Origin of the sequence: Oceanimonas baumannii (assembly GCF_002245495.1) — a bacterium.
GTDB lineage: Bacteria > Pseudomonadota > Gammaproteobacteria > Enterobacterales > Aeromonadaceae > Oceanimonas > Oceanimonas baumannii.
Window position 1 is genome coordinate 25,954 of the sequence record NZ_NQJF01000020.1, and the last position, 6,067, is coordinate 32,020.

Consider the following 6,067-nt stretch of genomic DNA (forward strand, 5'->3'; position numbering starts at 1 on the left):
TTGTTCTTTTTTGTTGGTGGCGGAATGACTGTGCGTTTAAAGACTCCGGCTTGCGCCGGAGTAACGTTTGGTTAGCCGGTCAGGCCAACGGCATCCACCAGATGTTTGCACTCGGCCACTTCAGCCACCTGGCTGATAAAGGGTTTGTGTTTTACCAGCACACAGACTACATCGGCCTGGGTTAGCGCCTGGTGCAGGGGAGTAAGGCTTACATTCTCGGCCTGCAGTTTGGCGGGCAGTGTTTCTATGTTGGGCTCTACAATTTGCACCTTGCAGCCAAGGGCAGCCACTTGCTGGGCAATGCCAAGGGCCGGGCTTTCACGCAGGTCGTCTATGTCCGGCTTAAAGGCCACGCCTAAGCAGGCAACGGTAATGTCACTACGGGTTTTTTCTGGCTGAGTGCAGTGAATGGCGTCCAGCTGTTTGCGCACCTGCTCCAGCACCCATTGGGGTTTGCCGTCGTTTACCAGGCGGGCGGTGTGAATAAGCTTCGCCTCTTCCGGGCAGCTGTCCACAATAAACCAGGGGTCTACGGCAATGCAGTGGCCGCCTACGCCGGCACCGGGCTGCAGAATGTTTACCCGCGGGTGGCGGTTGGCCAGGGCAATGAGCTCCCACACGTTAATATCCAGCTTGCTGCAGATAATGGACAGCTCATTGGCAAAGGCAATGTTTACATCACGAAAACTGTTTTCAGTGAGCTTGGCCATTTCAGCGGTGCGGGCGTTGGTAATTACACATTCACCCTCTACCACAATTTTGTACAGGTCTGCTGCGGCCTGGCTGCATTTGGGGGTCATGCCGCCAATTACGCGGTCGTTTTCTACCAGCTCGCGGATTACATGGCCGGGCAGCACCCGCTCTGGGCAGTGGGCAATGCGAATGTCGGAATTTTCGCCGTGGGTTTGCGGAAAGGTGAGGTCGGGGCGGGCTTCCGCCAGCCAGGCGGCCATGCTTTCGGTGGCACCCACCGGGCTGGTGGACTCCAGCACTACCAGGTCTCCGGCTTTCATCACCGGAGCCAGGGCTTTGCTGGCGGCCTCTATATAGCTGAGATCGGCCTTGTGGCTGTTACCGGACTCATCGTGGATAAAGGGGGTGGGCACGGCAATTAAAAAGGCATCGGCTGGCTCGGGTTTGGTGGTGGCATGCAGGTAACCTTCGGTTACGGCGGCGTGCACTACAATGTCGAGTTCCGGCTCAACAATGTGAATTTCACCTTTGTTGATGGTGTCTACGGCGTGCTGGTTTACGTCTACGCCAATCACTTTTTTCTTGCGAGAGGCAAATACGGCGGCAGTGGGCAGGCCAATGTAACCAAGGCCAACTACGGAGATTGTGTTGTAAGACATGATGTTCCTGTGTGGTAGCCGTCAGCCTTAAGCTGTCAGCTGTAAGTTAAAACAGATGGAGATCCTGACCTTCGTCAGGATGACGGCAAATTCTTATTCTGCTAAGAGCGCGTCCATGATGCGGGCGCAGGCTTTGCCATCGCCGTAGGGGTTGTGGGCAAAGCTCATTTGCTGATAGGCAGCTTTGTCTGTGAGCAGAGTGTTCAGCGCTTCTGTAATCACGTTTGTGTCTGTGCCTACCAGTTTTACCGTGCCGGCGGCTACCGCTTCGGGGCGCTCTGTAGTGTCGCGCATTACCAGCACGGGCTTGCCCAGTGAGGGAGCTTCTTCCTGAATGCCGCCCGAGTCGGTAAGAATGATGTGTGAGCGGTTCATTAAATAAACGAAGGGCAGGTAGTCCTGCGGTTCAATAAGATGAATATTGTTTACTTCGCTTAACAGGCGGTTTACCGGCTCACGCACATTGGGGTTAAGGTGTACGGGGTAAACAATCTGCACGTCCGGGTGCTGTTTGGCGGTGTTGGCCAGGGCCTGGCAAATGCGCTCAAAGCCGCCACCAAAGCTTTCCCGGCGGTGGCCGGTTACCAGCACCATTTTTTTATGTTCATCCAAAAAGCTGAAGCGGTCGGCAAGCTCAGCGGCCAGCGGCTGATTGGTGTCGAGTTTTTTCACTACTTCCAGCAGGGCATCGATTACCGTGTTGCCGGTTACATAAATGCGGTTGGTATTTATTCCTTCGTTCAGCAGGTTTTGCTGAGAATTGTCAGTGGGGGCAAAGTGTTTCTCGGCCAGAGCGCCAGTGAGCTTGCGGTTGCCTTCTTCCGGCCAGGGAGAGTAGATATTGCCGGTGCGCAGGCCGGCTTCTACGTGGCCTACCGGAATTTGCTGATAATAAGCGGCCAGGGTGGCGGCAAAGGTGGTGGCGGTGTCGCCGTGTACCAGCACAATGTCGGGCTTGAACTCGGCAAATACGTTTTTCATGCCCTGCAATATGCCGGTGGTTACATCAGTCAGGTCCTGGCCGGGTTTCATCAGGTTCAGGTCAAAGTCGGGCTTCAGCTCAAACAAGTCCAGCACCTGGTCCAGCATTTCACGGTGCTGGGCGGTAACACATACTTTGGCATTAAAGCGTTCATCTGCAGCCAGTTGTAAGGCCAGTGGTGCCATTTTTATGGCTTCTGGACGAGTACCGAACACGGTTAAAACTTTCATGACTCTTCCTATTATAGTTAACGATCTTGCAGCTGATATTCCAGCTCTTGAGTGCGGGTGTAATAGTGTTCCAGCAGTTGCTGAGTTTGTTCCAGTTGTTGCGCCAGTGCCTGGCTGTTCGAGGAGTTGGTTTGCGCTGTGCTGCTGGCAGCAGGCTGCAGTGTCTTGCCGTTCAGTTTTTGCTCGCACAGCTGCAGGTTGGCTTTAAACAGGTGCTGGCCATATTTGGCGGCGGCTTGTTGGTAGCTTTTAAGGGCTTGCTGATAATCGCCCTTGCGGTAATGCTGCACGGCTTGTGCAACCAGCAAAGTTTTAGTAGTCATTATGTTTGCACTTAAGAGTTAATGGAAAGTAGCAGGGCGCTTTTGTCACCGGCCCAGGTGTGCTCTTTAAAGCTCAGGCTGCGTTCAGCCAGCTGGCTGCGCCATTGCTCTGCGCTGTGTTGTTCACTGTCGCGGTGGTGGTCATCCAGCACCACGTCCAGCCGGTGGCGGGCAAAGTGGTTCAGCAAGGCAGGCAGAGCAGGAGTGCGGCTGTGTTCTGTTGGTTCAGCAGAGGGGCCATCTACCAGTACCAGAATGTGTTTTTCTTCGTTTTGCAGCAAGTCGGCCAGTTGCTTGAGATTTGCCTCGCAGTCGTAAAACAAATGCTCCGGGCTAAACGTGCAGTTAACCAGCGGTGCATGCACCAGCTCTACTACTTCGCCAAGTCCTTGTTGTTTAATGCTCTGAAATGTTTGCTGATAGTAAGTTTTGTTGTGCTCAAAGCTGATGATGCGTTTGGGCAAATCATGCTCGCTGGGGGCCAGGTGTGTTTGTGGTGTGCCGGCGTTGTGTTCTTGCAGGGCCAGGCGCCCACTGCTTTGCGAGCGTTGGTGCTTGCCGAGCAGAGTTCGTGCCAGCAGTGAGGTAGAGTGGCCGCTGCCAAATTCAATAATCAGGTCGTAGTTATTGTTTTGCACCAGTGTTATCAGGTGCTGTGCCAGCTCCGGGCTTATGCTGGTGTCTGAAAACTGCAGTGGTTGTTCACCAAAACTAAGGCTGTGTTGCACGGCCAGGGCTACCTGCCACTGGCGGTTGCTGCTGGCATGCATTTTGGTTACATGCTGGCCCAGAGCGTTGGTGTTTTGCCGCAGCTGCTCGGCCTGGCTGGCAAACAGCTGCTCCATTTTTTGCTCCAGCTCGCTGAGTTTGCTGCCAGCTTGTTGTTGTTTTTGCAGTTGCTCCTGCAGTTGGTTTATTTGTGCGTTGGCATGGCTGAGTTGCTGAGTGAGATCGGATATTTTCTGCTCGGCGGCTTCGTGCTGTTTTTTGCGGCTTTGAAAGTAGCTTTTGTATTTGGTGAGCTTTTCTTCGCTGCTGGCAAGCAGAGCCTGTTTTTCTGCCAGTGCTTGTTCCAAGGCAGTTAGTTTATTTTGTGCGCTTTGTTGAGCTTGTTGAGAATTTTCAACGCTTGCTTTCAGCGCTGCGATTTCTTTTTGTTTTTGGAGCTGTAGCGCTTTTGCTTCGTTGAGTGATTGCTGTAAGCCGGAGAGCTGTTGGCTGGATTCTGCATGTTGGGTTTTTAGTTCAGCCAGCTGAGACTTAAGTGCATCTGCATGGCGGCTGCTGGCAATATGTTTGGTTTGTTCTTGCTGCAACTGAGCCGTTAGCTGGGTAATTTCTTTTTCTTGTGCTTGAATCTGGGCAGACAGTGCCTTGTGCTGTTGCTCAAGCTGATACGAAAATTCGTTAAACTGCCAACACTGCATATGAATGTCCGGATCTTCCGTAATTTCCTGAACCAGCTCAAAATGGCTGGCCTGCAGTTGCTCAACGTTACTTTCTCTGCTGTACAGTACCGAGGTTGGCAGGGCCAGCTGTACTTGCTTAAATTGCTGTAAAAGCCCTTGTTGTACCAGCTCCCGAACAATGGCTGTTTCTTCCCCATTGGCTTCCACTATCAACAGGTGAAATTCGTGTTCTGGCAGGTTCAGCTCTGCCATCATGGAAGCCGGGGTTTTGGTTTGAACCTGGTGTTGCCGTACGGTTTTTATGCCGGGGTATAGTTGCAGCAGCCCACTGGGCTGCTGCAGGCTGCTTGCCTCACTCATGTTAAATTCAAACAGAGTAGCGGGCTGATTATTATGCTGGCAGCTGATGGCCAGTTCCCAGACTTCTGTATTTGGATGATTGCGGCGCAAACCATCAGCATGGGATGGCAGTGGTTCAATTAGCACAGTCCGCACAGGAGCGGCATTACTGGTTAGCTTTGATAACTGGCAGCCATTGCCAGCACCAATGTGCACCAGGGTGTGAACAGAAGCTGAAGGCATTTTATTAATCCCGATGGTCGCGAATGATTAACAGCATCATATTGGCAATAAAGGCCAGGAACAGGGTGATAATGGCAAACATGCTGGCGTTGTAGAGCCGCTTGGGCTGAGTAGCATATTCCGGCTGCAGCGGGCTTTGCAGCACGCTGACTTGTTTTAGCTTACGGGCAGCTTCTATGCGGGTGCTTTCCAGAGCAGCCAGCGCGCTGGAGTAGGTTTGCTGAGCAAACTGGGCTTTCAGCTCCAGTGCCTGGTAGCCGGCAGAAATCTGGTTGAGTGCGCTGCCGGTCTCTTTGGCCAGGCGGTTTTGTTCTTTGCCAATTTGTTGCTGCAGGGCGTTTATTTCGGCTTTTATTTGCACCAGTTCGGCAGAGCGGGTGCTCTGGTAGCTTTTGGCGGCGGTGTAGCGTGCCTGCAGACGGGCCAGTTCACCTTCCAGTGTGCCTACTACCTGGTTAAGGCTTTCTACCGTGTGAATGGGAGAAATCAGTCCGTGTTCGTTCTGGAACGCCAGCAGGTTGGCGCGGGCTTCATCAAGCCGCTCGCCCAGACGGTCGGTTTGCTTTTCAAGAAACTTGACCTGCTCTTCTGCCAGGCGCTGACCCATGTCGTTCATGTGGTTTTCGCCTGCGTTCAGCAGCAGCTGAGCCATATCGTGAGCAAATTCAGGAGTAAAGGCCTGTACCTCTATGTTCAGTACGCCGGCATATTCATCCAGTTCAACGCTGATACGCTTTTTATAGTATTTGTGCAGTTCTTCTATGGGCGCATCTTTGTTCCACAGGCTGGCGAACAGATCGCCGTTCTCGCTGTAGTGCTCCCGAAAGGGCAGTTGCTTGAGCACTGTGTTAAGCATATCGGTAGAGAGCAGATGTTCGCGCAGCAGCAGCAAGTCGCTGTGGTCGCCGCCGCCTTTTATCAGGCTGGCAAAGCTGAACTCGGGAGCAGCAATTTGCGGGCTTTCCAGCACCACGGTGGCGCGGGATACGTAACGGTCCGATGCCCAGGCAAACCAGTAAAAGGCAACGGCCAAAATAGCCACCAGGGCGGCGGCCCAATGAGGCAGGGCAAGATTACGAAAGCCCCAGCCCTGACAGGACTTGCGACAGGTAAGCGGTATTTCGACTTGCCCGTTTTTGTTTACGTTTGATACCAGCCTTGAAGCTGGTATCACTGTTCAGGGCATTGA

General features: G+C 53.2%; 5 protein-coding genes. All 5 read right to left on the reverse strand.

The genetic code is table 11. The features are described from left to right. Positions 1-71: 71 nt before the first annotated feature. The 5 genes from wecC to B6S09_RS17470 all read right to left on the reverse strand — a co-directional run bounded on the left by wecC (position 72) and on the right by B6S09_RS17470 (position 5,920). Complete coding sequence (gene wecC, locus B6S09_RS17450; protein ID WP_094279764.1) at positions 72-1,352, reverse strand: UDP-N-acetyl-D-mannosamine dehydrogenase; 1,281 nt, start codon at positions 1,350-1,352, stop codon at positions 72-74. Positions 1,353-1,445: 93 nt separating this feature from the next. Then, positions 1,446-2,564 (reverse strand): non-hydrolyzing UDP-N-acetylglucosamine 2-epimerase, encoded by a 1,119-nt coding sequence (wecB, locus tag B6S09_RS17455; protein WP_094279765.1) that lies wholly within the window; start codon positions 2,562-2,564, stop codon positions 1,446-1,448. A gap of 17 nt (positions 2,565-2,581) precedes the next feature. Continuing rightward, positions 2,582-2,887, reverse strand: coding sequence for a hypothetical protein (locus B6S09_RS17460; protein ID WP_094279766.1), 306 nt, complete (start codon positions 2,885-2,887; stop codon positions 2,582-2,584). Between the two features lie 11 nt (positions 2,888-2,898). Continuing rightward, on the reverse strand, positions 2,899-4,878 hold the full coding sequence (locus B6S09_RS17465) for a class I SAM-dependent methyltransferase (protein ID WP_094279767.1): 1,980 nt from the start codon (positions 4,876-4,878) through the stop codon (positions 2,899-2,901). A gap of 4 nt (positions 4,879-4,882) precedes the next feature. Beyond that, entirely contained in the window at positions 4,883-5,920 is a 1,038-nt protein-coding gene (locus B6S09_RS17470; protein ID WP_244900109.1) for a KpsE/RkpR family capsule polysaccharide export protein, read from the reverse strand. Positions 5,921-6,067 lie beyond the last annotated feature (147 nt).